This window comes from Pseudokineococcus sp. 5B2Z-1, assembly GCF_037482305.1.
In the GTDB taxonomy this organism is placed as follows: Bacteria; Actinomycetota; Actinomycetes; order Actinomycetales; family Quadrisphaeraceae; genus Pseudokineococcus.
The window spans coordinates 395,793-410,329 of record NZ_JBBHZG010000003.1 but is presented as its reverse complement, the minus strand read 5'-3'; the positions used below and the strand labels follow the sequence as shown (position 1 = coordinate 410,329).

Sequence of the window (14,537 nt, the reverse complement as noted above, 5' to 3'; positions counted from 1 at the left end):
CCCTCACCGCTGCCCGCCGCGCGCGTCCGCGTCCCCCGGGGCGTCCCCGTCGGGGGTGTCGCCGTCGTGGAGCGGTGCGGCCTCGGGCACGAGGACGTCGGCGCAGCGCTGGGCCCTCGCCCAGCGGTCCGGCGGCGGGTCGGCCGCGGCGAAGGCCGCCTCCTCGTAGAGGGAGCGCAGCTCGGCGGCTGCGGCGCGGCCCTCGGCCGAGCCCGCGCGCTCGGCCAGCAGGCGCTCCTGCTGCCTCGGGGAGCCGGTGCCCGCCGCGGCGCCGACGACGGCCTCCCACAGGCGCACGACGGACGCCCGCTCGCCACCGACGACGTGCCGGGCCCGCACCCGCGCCACGGAGCCGGCGGCGGGCACGTCCGCCTCCGCGCCGCGGACCGCGTGGGTGGCGGGGCGCGCGGTCGTCGTGCCCCCCGTCCGTCCCCGCGCCCCCGTCCGCCTCGCGAGCAGCAGCGCCGCGACCGCCGCGACGACGAGCGCCAGGAGGGGGAGGGCGAGCACGAGAGCGAGGTCCGGTCCCGGGACGTCGACGTCCGCGGGCAGCAGGCCGGGCCGCGTCCCGGACGGGGAGGGCAGCGGGGTGGCGGCGGGCCCCGGCGCTCCCTCGACGTCGACCTCGGGGACCGGCCCCAGGCCCACCTCGAGCGCGGGCCCCCCGGTGGCGGCGACGGCGACGACGACCACGGCGGCAGCCGCCGCCAGGGCGGCGGCGACGGCCCGCCCTCGCCCGGTCACGACGCCGACGCTAGCGACGGGGCGCGCGCCCGGCGGTCAGGCGCTCTCGCGGGCGTGGCCGAAGAACCCGCGCGAGCGGATCATCTCGGCCACCTCCGGCGGCACCATCGGCTCCCAGGAGCCGTCGCCGGCGGCGATCCGGCGCAGCACGTCGCGGCTGAGGATGGGGAGGTAGTCCTCGCGGGCGTTGTCGAGCTCGACGAAGCTGCCGCGCCCGGCGAGGTAGTCGAAGAGCGGCTGCAGCTCCTCGCCCACGCGCAGGCCGCCGACGCGCCGGACCTCGCCGGTCGCCAGGTCGACCATCGGGTACACGAAGAGCTTGAGGTCGTTCTTCAGCAGCCGCCCGAAGCTCTCGAGGATGCCGCCGGGCAGGTGGGCGTGGTTGGCCTCGTCGAAGAGGTCCACGAGCGTGGGGACGCCCATGACGAAGCCGATGCGCCCGCGTGTGCGCTCCGCCAGGTAGGCCGCCAGCCGGTGGTGGTCGACGAACGCCGAGATGAGCGTCGTCGCCCCGCAGGCGCCGAGGAGGTCGGCGCGGGCGAGGAAGTCGCGCCGGTCGACGTCCGCCCCGCCGGCGAGCAGGTTGCTCATCGTCAGCTCGGTGAGCCGCAGCACCTGGTCGCCGTCGACGTCCGGCTCGTCGGCGAACTTCTCGTGCGCGCACCGCAGCATGTCCATGTTGACGACCGTGGGCGGGCGGAAGCTGCCGCGCTCGACGAGCACCGGGCGCTTGCGCAGCACCTCGCTCGGCTGCAGGACGTCGCCGTCGGGGCCGAACATCGCGACGCCGGACAGGCCCAGCTGGACGAGCCGCAGCGCCATGAGCCGGTTGTCGACGTGGCGGAACTCGATGCCGCGGAAGGAGATGACGTCGATCTCGATGCGGCCCGTGGAGAGCCGGTCGAGCAGGCTCTCGACGAGGCGGTCGGGCTCGTACCGCTCGAAGAAGGCGGCGTGGAGGAGGTTGACGCCGACGATGCCCAGCGCCTCCTGCTGCAGGGAGGCCTCGTCGTCGAGCATCCGCACGTGCAGCACGATCTCGCTCGGCTCGTCGTGGGGCTGGGCCTGGAAGCGCACGCCCATCCAGCCGTGGCACTCGTTGCCGCCCCGGTAGCTGCGGGCGACGACGGTGTCGGCGAAGGCGAAGAAGCACGTGTCGTCCCCGCGCGTGGGGCCGAGCCGCTCGACGTTGAGCTCGAGCTCGTGGTCGAGCATCGCCTCGAGCCGTCGGCGGGACACGTAGCGGTCGGAGCGCCCGTAGACGGCGTCGCTGACGGCCATGTCGTAGGCCGACATCGACTTCGCGACGGTGCCCGCGGCGCCGCCGGCGCGGAAGAACCAGCGCGCCACCTCCTGGCCGGCGCCGATCTCGGCGATGGTGCCGTACCAGCGCGGCTCGAGGTTGATGCGCAGCGCCTTCTGCAGGGTGTCCGCCGCGCTGTCCACGGTCGTGCTCACGTCGTCCGCCTCCTCGCGTCCCCGGTCGCGTCCGGCGGCGCAGGAGGGCGGCCGCCGCTGGTCGCGATCATGTCGGGCCCCGGAGCCCCTGGCGAGCCCCGGTGGTCCGGTCGGGGGCACGGTCGGGGGCCCGGTCGGGAGCCGGGCCGCGCTGCGCGGCCCGCTCGTCGCGCAGGAGCGCGAGGACGGCGGCACCGCCCGCCAGCGACCCGGCGGCGAGCACCGCGAGCGCCGCCGACCACGACGCCCGCGCGGCGAGGACCGGGACGAGCCAGACGGTGACCGCCGTCGTGAGGTAGCCCGCGGCCATCTGCACGGCGACCGCACCGCCCACGAGGTCGGGGTCCGCGTGGCGGGTGACGAGCGCGGACAGCTGGGCCGAGTCGGCGACGACCCAGAAGCCCCAGACCGCGACGAGCGCGACCACGACGCCGAGCGGTGCGCCGCGCAGGACGGCGAGGGCCAAGGCGGCCGAGCTCGAGCCCGCGACGCAGACGAGGACGACCACGGGCTGCCCGACCCGGTCGGCGAGCAGGCCGGCGGCCACGCAGCCGAGCGCCCCGGCGGCCACGCACGCCGCCGTCAGCGCGGGGACCGCCGTCGAGGGGTCCGGCAGCGCGGCCACGGCGGCGGTCCCGGCGAGCAGGGCTCCCGTCCAGGCCCACATCGCGTACAGCTCCCACATGTGGCCGACGTACCCCAGGACGGCGAGCACGACGGGGCGGCGGCGCAGCGCGTCGAGCGCGGCCCGGCGGTCGAAGGCCGCCGGGGAGCGGCCGTGCGGGCCGGAGCGCCGCAGGAGCAGGGCCAGCCCGGCGCCGAGGAGGGCGCCGGCGCTCGTGACCACGACGACGAGCCGCCACGGCGGGCCGCCCGCCCCGGTGCTCGCCCCGGCCGCGGCGACGGCGTGCGGCAGCGCGGTGCCCAGGGTCAGCGCCGCCACCATGGCCCCGAGGGCCGCGCCGCGGCTGCGGCGGGACCACGTCGTCGTCTCCTTGAGCGCCGACGGGTAGACGAGCGCCAGCGCTGCACCCGTGAGCAGCCGCGAGGCGACGGCCGCCGCCGGGCCCGCGGCGAGCAGCAGCCCCGCGTTGGCGAGGGCGGCCGCGGCGGCGCCGACGGCCAGCAGGCGCCGGGCGGGGACGGCGTCGGCGAGGCCCGTGCCGGCCGAGACGAGCGCGCCGACGACGAAGCCCAGCTGCACGCCCACCGTCAGGAGCGCGGAGGCGGTGGGGGAGAGGTCCCAGGCGGCGGCCAGCTGGGGCACGACCGCGGCGGCGGAGAACCACGTGCCCATCGCCAGGGCCGTGGCCGCGGCGAGGACGACCAGCGCCGTCACGGGGTGCCGGGGGAAGGCTCCTCGTGCTGCGCCGTCCGCCGTCACGACCCCTCCTCCCGCGCTGCCGGACCGGGTTCCGGGGCCCGCGCGGCGCACAGGCTCGCACGCGGTGCGCGCGCCCGCGGAGCCCCGGCGGGGGAGGGGGCCCGAGAGGGGGCTCGAGGAGGGGCCTCGACGAGGGGGCCGGAGAGGCAGGTCACGCCCAGGTCTCGCGGGAGCGCCCTCCCGTACGGTGGACGGGTCCGGGCGGCCCGATGCGCCGCCGGGCGTCGCGGCCCCGACGGGCCGCCGGGACCGCCGCGCGGTCGCCGGGCGCGAGGGCGCCGACGCCGACCGACCCCGCGCCGCCCGCACGAGGCCACCGGCCCGCGCGCGACCGTCGTCCCGCTCCGGCGGGACCGCCGCGGGGTCCCGCCCACCACGGGGAGGACCCGATGACCCGCACCACCACGACCACCCGCGCCCTCGCCGCCTCCGGGGCGGCGCTCGCGCTCGCCCTCACGGCCGGCTGCGGCAGCGACGACGGCGCCGCGGCCGACGGCGGCTCCGACGGCATCACCGTGCGGACCACCGAGTTCTCCTGGGTCGCCGCCACGCTGACCAACGAGGTCGTGCGGCAGGTCGCCGCCGACCACCCCGACCTCGGCGTCGCCGACCTCGAGACCTCCCAGCTCGACCCGGCCGCCGCCTGGGCCGGCGCCGGCAACGGCGACCTGGACCTCGTCACCGAGGTGGCGCTGCCCAACCAGCAGCCGCTGCTGGACCAGACCGAGGGCTTCGAGCTCCTCGGCGAGGTCTACAGCGGGGCCGACCAGGGCTGGTACGTGCCGAGCTACGCCCTCGAGCCGGGCCAGCCGCTCGAGGGGCTGACGTCGGTCACGCAGCTGCCCGAGTACGCCGACGCGCTCGACAGCACGCTCTACGACGCCGACCCGGGGTGGATCACCACCGAGCAGAACGAGGCGCGGCTGGCCGGCTACGACATCGGCTTCGAGCACTCGACGTCGAGCGCCGCCGCGCTCTTCGCGCAGCTGGACCGCGCGTACGAGCGCGAGGAGCCGGTGCTCGTGTACCTCTACCAGCCGCACTGGGTCTTCGCGCAGTACGACGTCACCAAGCTCGAGGAGCCCAACCCCTACGAGGAGGGCTGCTTCGCCGAGGGCGGCGCGGGCGACTGCGCCATGCCCGACTACGCCGGCGGCGTGGCCGCGAGCGACGAGCTGCAGGAGGAGGTGCCCGCCTTCACCGAGATGCTCTCCCGCATGGAGATCCCCGTCGACGACATGGACGCGATGATCGCCGAGGTCGACGTCGAGGAGCGCGACGCCGCCGACGTCGCCCAGGAGTGGGTCGAGGAGAACGACGACGCCGTGGAGAGCTGGGTCGGCTGACCGACCCGACCTCCCCGCCGAGGGCGGTGCCGCGACGAGCGGCGCCGCCCGCGCGCGCGTCCGGCGCGAGGCCCCGGAGCGCTCCGCTGCACCGGTGGCTGACGAGCGCGGAGGACGGCGCCCAGCGCTCCGACGACGCGCTGCGGCTGCTCGCTGCTCGTCCGCCGGCAGCGGTGGACGCAGGACGTGCCTGACCGCGTCGTGGACCCACCGCTGGACAGGTGGAGACGCACCGCAGCCCCCCGCCGGCGGACCGGCGAGGGGCTGCGGGACGAGCGGGATCAGATGTCGAAGTACATCTCGAACTCGTGGGGGTGCGGGCGGAAGCGGATCGGGTCGATCTCGTTGGTCCGCTTGTAGTCGATCCAGGTCTCGATGAGGTCCTCGGTGAAGACCCCGCCGCGGGTGAGGTACTCGTGGTCGGCCTCGAGCGCGTCGAGGACGGCGCCGAGCGAGCCGGGCACCTGGTCGATGGCCGCGTGCTCCTCGGGCGGGAGCTCGTAGAGGTCCTTGTCGACCGGGGCCGGCGGCTCGATGCGGTTCTGGATGCCGTCGAGGCCCGCCATGAGCATGGCCGCGAACGCCAGGTAGGGGTTGCTCGAGGGGTCCGGCACGCGGAACTCGATGCGCTTGGCCTTCGGGTTCGAGCCCGTGATCGGGATGCGGACGCAGGCCGAGCGGTTGCGGGCCGAGTAGACGAGGTTGACCGGCGCCTCGTAGCCCGGCACCAGGCGGTGGTAGCTGTTCACCGTCGGGTTGGTGAAGGCGAGCAGCGACGGCGCGTGCTTGAGCAGGCCGCCGATGTACCAGCGGGCGACGTCGGAGAGGCCGCCGTAGCCGCGCTCGTCGAAGAAGAGCGGCGAGCCGTCCTTCCACAGCGACTGGTGCACGTGCATGCCCGAGCCGTTGTCGCCGAAGAGGGGCTTCGGCATGAAGGTGGCCGTCTTGCCGTGCTGGTGCGCCACGTTCTTGATGACGTACTTGAACAGCATGACCTTGTCGGCCGACTTGAACAGCTCGTCAAACTTGTAGTTGATCTCCGCCTGGCCGGCCGTGCCCACCTCGTGGTGGGCGCGCTCGACCTCGAGGCCGAGGGCGTCCAGGGCCAGGACCATCTGGTCGCGCAGGTCGGCGAAGTGGTCCACCGGCGGAACGGGGAAGTAGCCGCCCTTGTAGGGCGTCTTGTGCCCGAGGTTGCCGCCCTCCTCCTTGCGCCCCGTGTTCCAGGCGCCCTCGATGGAGTCGATGTGGTAATAGCTCTCGCGCTGGTTCGTCTCGAACCGCACGTCGTCGAAGACGTAGAACTCCGCCTCGGGGGCGAAGAACGCGGTGTCCGCGATCCCCGTCGAGCGCAGGTACTCCTCGGCGCGGCGGGCGATCTGCCGCGGGTCGCGGGAGTAGGCCTCGTCCGTGAAGGGGTCGACGATGCCGAAGTTGACGACGAGCGTCTTCTCCGCCCGGAACGGGTCGACGAAGGCGGTCTCGACGTCCGGCACGAGCTTCATGTCCGACTCGTGGATCGCCTGGAAGCCACGGATCGAGGAGCCGTCGAACATCTGGCCGGTGGTGAAGAAGTCCGCGTCCACGGAGGCGGCCGGCACCGTGAAGTGCTGCATCACCCCCGGCAGGTCGCAGAACCGGACGTCGATGAACTTGACGTCGTTCTCCGCGATGTAGGCGAGCACCTCGTCGGCGTTGGTGAACATCCACTCTCCTGGCGGGGTCGGAGGTCGTCGGTGGCGGTCGGGCCGCCGGTGGTGCCTGTGGTGGTCCCTCGGTGTGGTGCTGGGGGTCGTGCGGTGGTGCGGGCGGCGGCGGGGCCCCGCGCTGCGGGAGCGGCCCGGCGCGCCGTCTCGGGAGGGGAACCTAGGAGCGGGCGGTTGCCCGCTCGTCACGCGAGTGTTTCCGACGTGTTGCACGGCGCGCGGTTGCGACGCGCCGCGCGGGCCGGGCGGGCGGCACCGCCCGGGGTCACCGGAGGGCGCCCGTCTAGCGTGGCGCCGTGGCGAGGAGCGGACCGAGCGGTGCGGAGGCGACCTGGCCGGGGCGCCGCCTGGGCCTGCCCCGGGAGGGCTCGCGGTCCGTCGCGCGGACCGGTCGGCGGCTCGGCGGCGTCGCGGTCGACTGGGCGCTGGCGCTGCTGGTGTCGAACGCCCTGCTGGGTGGCGACCCCTGGGTGACCCTCGGCGTCTTCGCGCTCCTGCACGCCGTCGGCGTCGGCACGGTGGGCGGCAGCCCGGGCCACCTCCTCCTGCGCCTGCGGGTGCTGCGCGTCGACGGCGCCTGGCCCGGCCCGTGGCGCGCGCTCGTCCGCACCCTCCTGCTCTGCCTCGTCATCCCCGCCGCCATCTGGGACGCCGACCAGCGGGGGATGCACGACCGCCTCGCCGGCACCGTCGTCGTCCGCCGCTAGGACGACCCGGGCGTCGGCGTCCGCAGGCCCGACCGGGACCGGCGACCGTGCGGGGCGCAGGCCCTGCCAGCATCGCGCTGTGACCGAGCTCCCGCCGACGCCCACCGCCGGACCCGCCGCTCCGCGGGTGCGACCCGCGTCCGGCGCCGGGGCGCGCGACGACGTCCTCGTCGTCGCCGCGCTGGCGGTCGAGGCCGTCCACGTGCCCGCGCACCTGCCCCTGCTGCTCACGGGGCCGGGCAAGACGGCCGCGGCCACGGCGGTCGCCGCCGTCCTGGCCGCCCGGCAGCCCGCGGACCGCCCGCTCGTCGTGGGCGTCGGCACCGCTGGGGCGCTGCGCGAGGGCGTCACCGGCCTGCACGTGCCGGGCACGGTGGTCCACCACGACATCTCCGCCGACGCCCTCGCCCGGCTCGGCGCGCGGACGGCCACGGAGCTGGCGCTCGACCTCCTGCCGGGGAAGGTACGGAGCGACGTCGTGCTCGCGACCGGCGACGTCTTCGTCGCCGACGAGGAGGTCCGACAGCGGCTGGCGCGGCGGGCCCACCTCGTCGACATGGAGGGCTTCGCCGTGGCGTGGGCGGCCAGGTCGCTGGGCGCGCGCGTCGTGCTCGCCAAGCACGTCAGCGACGCCGCCGACGAGGGGGCCTGGTCGTGGCCGGACGCCGTCGCCGCCAGCGCGCGGGCGCTGGGGGAGTGGCTCGCCGGCGTCCTGCCCCCGCGCTGAGGCGGCGGGCTCGGGCGCGCGGCTGCGCGGGCCGAGGTCAGCGGCCGCGGGCCGCCTTGCGGTCGGGACGGGCGCGCATCGGGTCGACACCCTTGGGGACGGGCATCCGCATGCCGCCGATGGCGCGCAGGCGGCCCTGGACCTGGCCCATCTCCGCCTTCGTCATGACCGGCTTGAGCCGCTGCACCTTGCGGGCGAGCTTCGGGAGCGGCACCTGGCCCTCGCCGGAGCCGGCCTGCATCACGTGGACGGGGACGCTGGGCACCACGCGCGCCACCTTGCGGCGCTCGCCCTCGAGCAGCTTGGCGACGCGGTGAGGGGCGCCGTCGCCCACGAGCACGACGCCCGCGCGACCGACGCCGCGGAAGACGGAGTCCTGCGTGCGCGGGTCGATGGCGACGGGCTCCTCGCCGATGTCCCAGCCCCGGCGGATGGAGCGCAGGGCGGCGCCCGCCGCACCTGGTCGCCCCTCGATCTGGCTGTACGCCGCGGCCTCGGCCTTGCGGGCGAGGACGACCATCGCGCCGAGCAGGGCGAGGGGGAGGCCGATGACCGTGAGGTAGATCGGGTGGCCGACGGCGAAGCCGATGACGAGGGCCACGACGAGCACAGCGGCTGCGACGCCGAGCATCCACCAGGTGACCGACGGGTCGGCCTTCCGGGTCATGTCGTAGACCTGGCGCATCTGCGCGATGCGACCGGTGGGGCGCCCGTCGGGGCCGAACTTCGGACGGGCGCGGCGGCGGCGCAGGGCCGCGAGCGGCCCCCGCCCGCCGGTCCCGTCGGCGCCCTTGCCGGCGGGATTGGCGGGGGGCGGGGCGGGTGCGCGACGAGCCATGCCCGTCAGGATACGGGCCGTCGGCGGGCGCACCGCCGCCCCCGCCGGAGAGGGCGGGGGCGGCGCGTCAGGTCGTCAGGGGCGACCGGGCGTCGGGAGCGAGGTGGGGCCGTCAGGAGCGGGCGAGCAGCGCGGACGCCTCCTGGCGGGCGGGCTGCTCGACGTCCAGGTGGCCGAGCTCGGGGGGGATGGTGGCGCCGCGGCGCTTCATCGCCCCGGCCCACAGCCGCCCCGCGCGGTAGGAGGAGCGGACGAGCGGCCCGCTCATGACGCCGGCGAAGCCCATCTCCTCGGCCGCGTCGCGCAGCTCGACGAACTCCTCGGGCTTGACCCAGCGGTCCACCGGGTGGTGGCGGGGGCTGGGGCGCAGGTACTGGGTGATGGTGACGAGGTCGCAGCCGGCCTCGTGGAGGTCCCGCAGCGCCTCGACGACCTCGTCCGTCGTCTCGCCCATGCCGAGGATGAGGTTGGACTTCGTCACGTGGCCGGCGCGGCGGCCCTGGGTGATGACGTCGAGGGAGCGCTCGTAGCGGAAGGCCGGACGGATGCGCTTGAAGATGCGCGGGACCGTCTCGACGTTGTGCGCGAAGACCTGCGGGCCCGCGTCGAGCACCTGGCCGACGAGCTCGGGGACGCCGTTGAAGTCGGGGACGAGGATCTCGACGCCCGTGCCCGGGTTGAGCTCGCGGATGGCGCGGATCGTCTCGGCGTAGAGCCAGGCGCCGCCGTCCTCGAGGTCGTCGCGGGCCACGCCCGTGACGGTGGCGTAGCGCAGGCCCATGGCCTGCACGCTCTCGGCGACGCGGCGGGGCTCGTCCCGGTCCAGCGGCGAGGGGCGGCCGGTGTCGATCTGGCAGAAGTCGCAGCGCCGCGAGCACTGCTCCCCGCCGATGAGGAAGGTGGCCTCGCGGTCCTCCCAGCACTCGAAGATGTTGGGGCAGCCCGCCTCCTCGCAGACCGTGTGGAGGCCCTCGCGCTTCACGAGGCCCTTCAGCTCGGAGTACTCCGGGCCCATCTTCGCCTTCGTGCGGATCCACGAGGGCTTCTTCTCGATGGGGGTCTCGGCGTTGCGCGCCTCGACGCGCAGCATCTTGCGTCCCTCGGGTGCGACCGTCACGCGCTCCAGCGTACGCGCGCCCTCCCGCCCCGCCGACGGGGCGGGAGGGCGCGCGGACGGCAGGGGTTCAGGCCCGCCAGCCACCCTCGTCGACGCCGCCCGGCACGTCGGCGGACGGGTCGTAGGGCGTGCGCGTGAGCCGGAAGGTCGCGAGGTCGAGGTGCGAGGGGCGCCCGTCGCCGTCGCGGAGCACCCGCAGGCGCTCCCCGGCGTAGTAGGCGTCGAGGCCGACCCACGTGCCGTCGCCGGCGGGGGAGCGGCGGAAGCGGGACGACCGGCCGGGGCGGCCCAGCCCCTCGAGGAGGAAGCCGTCGGCCTCCGAGCGCACGACGAGCGGGGAGGGGCCCCAGTACCAGGGGCCGACGAGCTCGAGCACGTCGTCGGCGACGGGGCTCGGGGACCAGGGCTCGGGCAGTCGCGGCTCCGCCTCGGCGAGGGTGTCGAGCAGGCGCAGGGGGAGGTCCCCGAAACCGGTCGTCGAGCTCGTCATGGCGACGACGCCGTCGCCGCTCGCCACGTCGACCTGGAGCCCGGCGATGAAGCCCGGCATCGAGCCGCCGTGGCCGACGAGGCGCCGCCCGCCGAGGTTCCAGACCTGGACGCCGAGGCCGTACCCGACGCCCCACCCGGCGCCGCGGGGGTCGTCCACCGCCTGCGGCGTCGTCATGAGCCGGAGCGCCTCGTCGCTGACGACGCCGGCGGCGGTCGGCGAGCCCGCGAGGAGGGCGGCGAAGCGCGCCATGTCCGGCACGCTCGCCCACACCTGGCCCGCGGGGGCCATCGCCCCGGCGTCGTGCTCGGGCTCGGGGAGGACGACGTCGGCCCAGGGGTGGACGGCGAGCCCGGCGGCGGAGTCCTCGTCGCGGCGGAAGCCGGCGCGGTCCATGCCCAGCGGGTCGAGGACGTCGGCCCGCAGCGCCTCGTGCCACGGCCGCCCCCGCAGTCGGGCGAGGAGCTCGCCGAGGACGGCGAAGCCCGTGTTCGAGTAGTGGAAGCGCGTGCCGGGGCGGTGGCGGCGGGCGTCCGCCGTGAGCGCGGGCGCGAGGGCCGCCCAGTCACCGCCCGGCGTGCGCTCCCACCACGGCCCGGCGCCGTCGTTCTCCGCCTGCAGGCCGGAGGCCTGGCCGAGCAGCTGCCCCACGGTGAGGGCGCCGACGTCGGCGCGGTCGGAGCCCAGCTCGGGCAGGTGCCGCCCCACCGGGTCCTCGAGGTCGACGAGCCCCTCGTCGTGGGCGCGCATGAGCGCGGTGGCGACGAGCGGCTTGGTGATGGAGCCGATGCGGTAGCGGGTCGTGGGGGCGGGGGCCGCCGGCGGCTCGCCCGGCCCGCTCGTGCTGCCGCGCGCCGCCCACCAGACGAGGCGGCCGTCGCGCACCAGGCCGGCGACCACCGACGGCAGGCGGCGGTCGACCTGCTCGCGCGCCAGCAGGTGCAGGAGGCGGTCGGTCGTGCTCGCGCGCAGGGGCGAGGGCGGGGCGGGCTGCGGCGTCGACGAGGTCTGCGAGGGGGCGGTCACACGGGCCAGGATGGCGCCCATGGACCTCCGCGTGTTCACCGAGCCCCAGCAGGGCGCCACCTACGACGACCTCCTCGCCGTCGCGCGCACCGCCGAGGCGGCCGGCTACGACGCCTTCTTCCGCTCCGACCACTACCTCGTCATGGGCGACGGCGACGGTCTGCCGGGCCCCACGGACGCGTGGACGACGCTGGCCGGGCTCGCCCGCGAGACCTCCACCATCCGCCTCGGCACGCTCGTGTCCTCGGCCACCTTCCGCCACCCCGGGGTGCTCGCGGTGCAGGTGGCGCAGGTGGACCAGATGTCGGGCGGCCGCGTCGAGCTCGGCCTCGGCTCCGGCTGGTACGAGCAGGAGCACCGCGCCTACGGCATCCCCTTCCCGGACGTGCGCGAGCGCTTCGACCGCTACGCCGAGCAGCTCGCCGTCGTCACCGGCCTCCTCGGCACGCCGGCGGGCGAGTCCTTCTCCTTCGCGGGGGAGCACTACGAGCTCGTCGACTCCCCGGCGCTGCCCAAGCCGGTGCAGGCGCGCGTGCCCGTCGTCGTCGGCGGCGGCGGCAAGCGGCGCACGCCCGCCCTGGCCGCCCGCCACGCGACGGAGTTCAACCTGCCCTTCGGGTCCGTCGAGGACGTGCGCACCCAGTTCGGCCGCGTCCGTGAGGCGTGCGCCGAGGCCGGGCGCGACGCGGGCGAGCTCACGTGGTCGACGGCGCTCGTGGCGTGCGTCGGCCGGGACGACGCCGAGGTCGCCCGCCGCGCGGCGGCCATCGGGCGCGACGTCGAGGAGCTGCGGGCCAACGGCCTGGCGGGCACGCCGGACGAGGTCGTGGAGAAGCTCGGGCGCTACGCGGCGGTCGGGTCGCGGCGCACGTACTGCCAGTTCCTCGACCTGGGCGACCTCGACCACGTCGAGCTCGTGGCCGAGCGGGTGGCCCCGCAGGTCGCCGCCCTCTGAGGGCGGCCCCCGGCGGTGGCCGGGCGCCTGCTCCGACGCCGGCTCAGACCGTCGCGGCCGCCGGGGCGGGGCGCTCGCCGGCCGGCAGGGTCGCGGCCAGGTGCCGCTCGACGACGGGCAGGGCGTCGGCGACGCGCAGCGGGCGGCCCAGCTCGGCCGTCAGCGTCGTGACGTCCGCGTCGGGGATGCCGCACGGGACGATGCCGCCGAAGCCGTCGAGGGCGTTGTCGCAGTTGAGGGCGAAGCCGTGCATCGTCACGCCCTGCGCCACGCGGATGCCGATGGCGCCGACCTTGCGGTCGCGGCGGCCCGGCAGACCGGAGTCGTCGCCGCGCACCCACACCCCGCTGCGGCCCTCGACGCGCTCGGTGGCCAGGCCGAGCTCCGCGCAGGCGTCGATGAGGACCTGCTCGAGCCGCCGGACGTAGGCGACGACGTCGACGGGGTCGGTCAGCCGGGTGATCGGGTAGCCGACGAGCTGGCCCGGCCCGTGCCAGGTGATCTTCCCGCCGCGGTCGACGTCGACGACGGGCGTGCCGTCGAACGGCCGCTCGTGGGGCAGGGTGCGCTTGCCCGCGGTGTAGACGGCCTCGTGCTCGAGGAGGAGGACGACGTCCTCGGCGCCCGCGACGACCTCGGCGTGGGCGGCGCGCTGCAGCTCCCACCCCCGGCGGTACTCCACGGCGTCGGACCCGAACCCCACGTGCTCGAAGCGCATGCGACGACGGTACGCCGCCCCGCGGGACCGCCCGCGCCGTCACGCGGCCCGAGCGGGCAGGATCGCGGGGTGAGCACCGCCGCCCGTCCCCGTCCCGACAGCTGCCGTCCCGACAGCCGCGGCCCCGCCGGCCGCCGCGGGCAGCGGCGCCCGTGAGCGCCGCTGAGCGCCTCGTGCGGGTCGGCCTCGTCGGCTACGGCAGCGCCGGGCGGGGCATCCACGCCCCGCTGCTGCGCGAGGCGGGCCTCGAGGTCACCCTCGTCGCCACCGCCTCGCCGGAGCGGGCCGCGGCCGCGGCACGGGAGGTGCCGGGCGCCCGGGTCGTGCCGGACCTCGACGCCGTCCTCGCGGCGGGGGACGGCCCTGACGGCGTCGACCTCGTCGTCCTGGCCTCGCCGACGGGCGTGCACGAGGAGCAGGTGCTCGCCTGCGTCGCCGCCGGTCGGCCGGTGCTCGTCGACAAGCCGCTGGCGGTCGACGCCGAGGGCGCGGCGCGCTGCGTGCGGGCCGCCCGGGCCGCGGGGGTGCCGCTCACCGTCTTCCAGAACCGTCGCTGGGACGACGAGCAGCGCGCGCTCGCCGCGGTGCTCGCGGCGGGGGAGCTGGGCGACGTCCTGCGCCTCGAGCGGCGATGGGAGCGCTGGCGGCCCGTGCCCAAGGACCGCTGGCGCGAGAACGCGCTCCCGTCGGAGGGCGGCGGGATCCTGCTCGACCTGCAGTCCCACCTCGTCGACTCCGCGGTGCAGCTGCTCGGGCCGGTGGAGTCCGTGTACGCCGAGGTGTCGGCGGTCACGACCGCGGCCGAGGACACGACCTTCCTCGCGCTGCGCCACGCGGGCGGGGCGCGCAGCCACCTCTCGGCGGTGAGCGCCGCCGGGGCGCCCGGCCCCCGCACCCGCGTGCTCGGCACGCGGGGCTCCTACGTCGTCGTGCCGTTCGAGGGGGAGGTCTCGGGCTTCGCGGGCGTCCTCGACGACGCGCCCGGCAGCACCGGGTGGGTCGTGCGCGGCGAGGAGCGCACGCCGGTGCCGACGCCGCCGGGCGGTCACGCCGACCTCTACCGCGCGGCGGCCGCCGCCGTCCGCGGCGACGGGCCGTGGCCGGTCGACCCGGCCGACGCGGTGGCCGTCCTCGCCGTCCTCGACGCGGCGCGCGCGAGCGCCGCGCAGGGCCGGGTCGTCCCCGTGGAGGTGCCGGACCTCGCTCCCTGACCGGCTCGAGGGCCGTGGGATTAGCTCAGGGGTACGAGGTCCCGGGCATGAGAGCTGGGCATCAGGGCTGGCGGAGCAGCCGCGCCTCGAGGCGGGTCTCGACGGCGCGG

General features: G+C 76.6%; 13 protein-coding genes. 5 read left to right on the top strand and 8 right to left on the bottom strand.

What is annotated here, in order from left to right:
* Window positions 1–3: 3 nt before the first annotated feature.
* The 3 genes from WDV85_RS10400 to WDV85_RS10390 all read right to left on the bottom strand — a co-directional run bounded on the left by WDV85_RS10400 (window position 4) and on the right by WDV85_RS10390 (window position 3,586).
* A complete protein-coding gene (locus WDV85_RS10400; protein WP_339570539.1) occupies window positions 4–744 on the bottom strand; it encodes a hypothetical protein in 741 nt (246 codons plus the stop codon).
* A 36-nt stretch (window positions 745–780) separates the two neighbouring features.
* The gene (locus tag WDV85_RS10395; protein ID WP_339570538.1) at window positions 781–2,202 is read right to left on the bottom strand and encodes a TonB-dependent receptor; all 1,422 of its coding nucleotides are present in this window, start codon (window positions 2,200–2,202) and stop codon (window positions 781–783) included.
* Between the two features lie 67 nt (window positions 2,203–2,269).
* Window positions 2,270–3,586, bottom strand: coding sequence for an MFS transporter (locus WDV85_RS10390; protein ID WP_339570537.1), 1,317 nt, complete (start codon window positions 3,584–3,586; stop codon window positions 2,270–2,272).
* Window positions 3,587–3,975: 389 nt separating this feature from the next.
* On the opposite strand from WDV85_RS10390, the gene WDV85_RS10385 reads away from it, so the two are divergent.
* A complete protein-coding gene (locus WDV85_RS10385; protein ID WP_339570536.1) occupies window positions 3,976–4,932 on the top strand; it encodes a glycine betaine ABC transporter substrate-binding protein in 957 nt (318 codons plus the stop codon).
* 281 nt (window positions 4,933–5,213) lie between these two features.
* Here WDV85_RS10385 and glnA read toward each other — a convergent pair whose 3' ends face one another.
* Entirely contained in the window at window positions 5,214–6,638 is a 1,425-nt protein-coding gene (gene glnA, locus WDV85_RS10380) for a type I glutamate--ammonia ligase (RefSeq protein WP_339570535.1), read from the bottom strand.
* Between the two features lie 296 nt (window positions 6,639–6,934).
* Here glnA and WDV85_RS10375 point away from each other — a divergent pair, with 296 nt between their 5' ends.
* Window positions 6,935–7,345: an RDD family protein gene (locus tag WDV85_RS10375; RefSeq protein ID WP_339570534.1), complete on the top strand. Its 411-nt coding sequence runs from the start codon at window positions 6,935–6,937 to the stop codon at window positions 7,343–7,345.
* A gap of 127 nt (window positions 7,346–7,472) precedes the next feature.
* Window positions 7,473–8,072 (top strand): nucleosidase, encoded by a 600-nt coding sequence (locus tag WDV85_RS10370; RefSeq protein WP_445263293.1) that lies wholly within the window; start codon window positions 7,473–7,475, stop codon window positions 8,070–8,072.
* Window positions 8,073–8,109: 37 nt separating this feature from the next.
* On the opposite strand, the gene WDV85_RS10365 is transcribed toward WDV85_RS10370, so the two are convergent.
* The 3 genes from WDV85_RS10365 to WDV85_RS10355 form a co-directional block, all read right to left on the bottom strand.
* A complete protein-coding gene (locus tag WDV85_RS10365) occupies window positions 8,110–8,910 on the bottom strand; it encodes a DUF4191 domain-containing protein (RefSeq protein WP_339570532.1) in 801 nt (266 codons plus the stop codon).
* A 112-nt stretch (window positions 8,911–9,022) separates the two neighbouring features.
* Window positions 9,023–10,027: a lipoyl synthase gene (gene lipA, locus WDV85_RS10360; protein WP_339570531.1), complete on the bottom strand. Its 1,005-nt coding sequence runs from the start codon at window positions 10,025–10,027 to the stop codon at window positions 9,023–9,025.
* A 67-nt stretch (window positions 10,028–10,094) separates the two neighbouring features.
* A complete protein-coding gene (locus WDV85_RS10355; protein ID WP_339570530.1) occupies window positions 10,095–11,543 on the bottom strand; it encodes a serine hydrolase domain-containing protein in 1,449 nt (482 codons plus the stop codon).
* Window positions 11,544–11,562: 19 nt separating this feature from the next.
* Here WDV85_RS10355 and WDV85_RS10350 point away from each other — a divergent pair, with 19 nt between their 5' ends.
* Window positions 11,563–12,498, top strand: coding sequence for an LLM class F420-dependent oxidoreductase (locus WDV85_RS10350; protein WP_339570529.1), 936 nt, complete (start codon window positions 11,563–11,565; stop codon window positions 12,496–12,498).
* Window positions 12,499–12,541: 43 nt separating this feature from the next.
* On the opposite strand, the gene lipB is transcribed toward WDV85_RS10350, so the two are convergent.
* Window positions 12,542–13,216: a lipoyl(octanoyl) transferase LipB gene (gene lipB, locus WDV85_RS10345; protein WP_339570528.1), complete on the bottom strand. Its 675-nt coding sequence runs from the start codon at window positions 13,214–13,216 to the stop codon at window positions 12,542–12,544.
* A gap of 152 nt (window positions 13,217–13,368) precedes the next feature.
* Here lipB and WDV85_RS10340 point away from each other — a divergent pair, with 152 nt between their 5' ends.
* A complete protein-coding gene (locus WDV85_RS10340; RefSeq protein ID WP_339570527.1) occupies window positions 13,369–14,427 on the top strand; it encodes a Gfo/Idh/MocA family protein in 1,059 nt (352 codons plus the stop codon).
* The last annotated feature ends 110 nt before the right edge of the window (window positions 14,428–14,537 follow it).